We start from the raw sequence: 442 nt of genomic DNA, 5'->3' as shown, positions 1-442 counted from the left end.
CCCACGGCATGAAGATCAACTTCTCCGGCCGCCTCTACAACGTCATCCCGTACCAGGTCCGCGAAGAGGACCACCGGATCGACATGGCCGAGGTGGAACGCCTGGCCCAGGAGCACAAGCCGCAGCTGATCGTTGCCGGCTGGTCCGCGTACGCCCGCCAGCTCGACTTCGCCGAGTTCCGCCGGATCGCCGACTCCGTCGGCGCCTACCTGATGGTGGACATGGCCCACTTCGCCGGGCTCGTCGCCGCCGGGCTGCACCCCTCACCGGTGCCGCACGCCCACGTCACCACGTCCACCACGCACAAGACCCTCGCCGGTCCGCGCGGCGGCATCATCCTCTCCAACGACGCCGACATCGCCAAGAAGATCAACTCGGCCGTGTTCCCCGGCCAGCAGGGCGGCCCGCTGGAGCACGTCATCGCCGGCAAGGCCGTGGCCTT

At 69.0% G+C, this 442-nt stretch carries 1 protein-coding gene; it reads left to right on the top strand.

What is annotated here, in order from left to right; translation table 11 throughout:
* On the top strand, positions 1–442 hold a 442-nt coding region (locus AC1DF4_RS19190; RefSeq protein ID WP_476914361.1), incomplete at both ends, for a DegT/DnrJ/EryC1/StrS family aminotransferase.

The organism is Arthrobacter sp. 05N429 (assembly GCF_056397045.1).
This window is presented reverse-complemented; position numbering and strand designations above follow the sequence as displayed.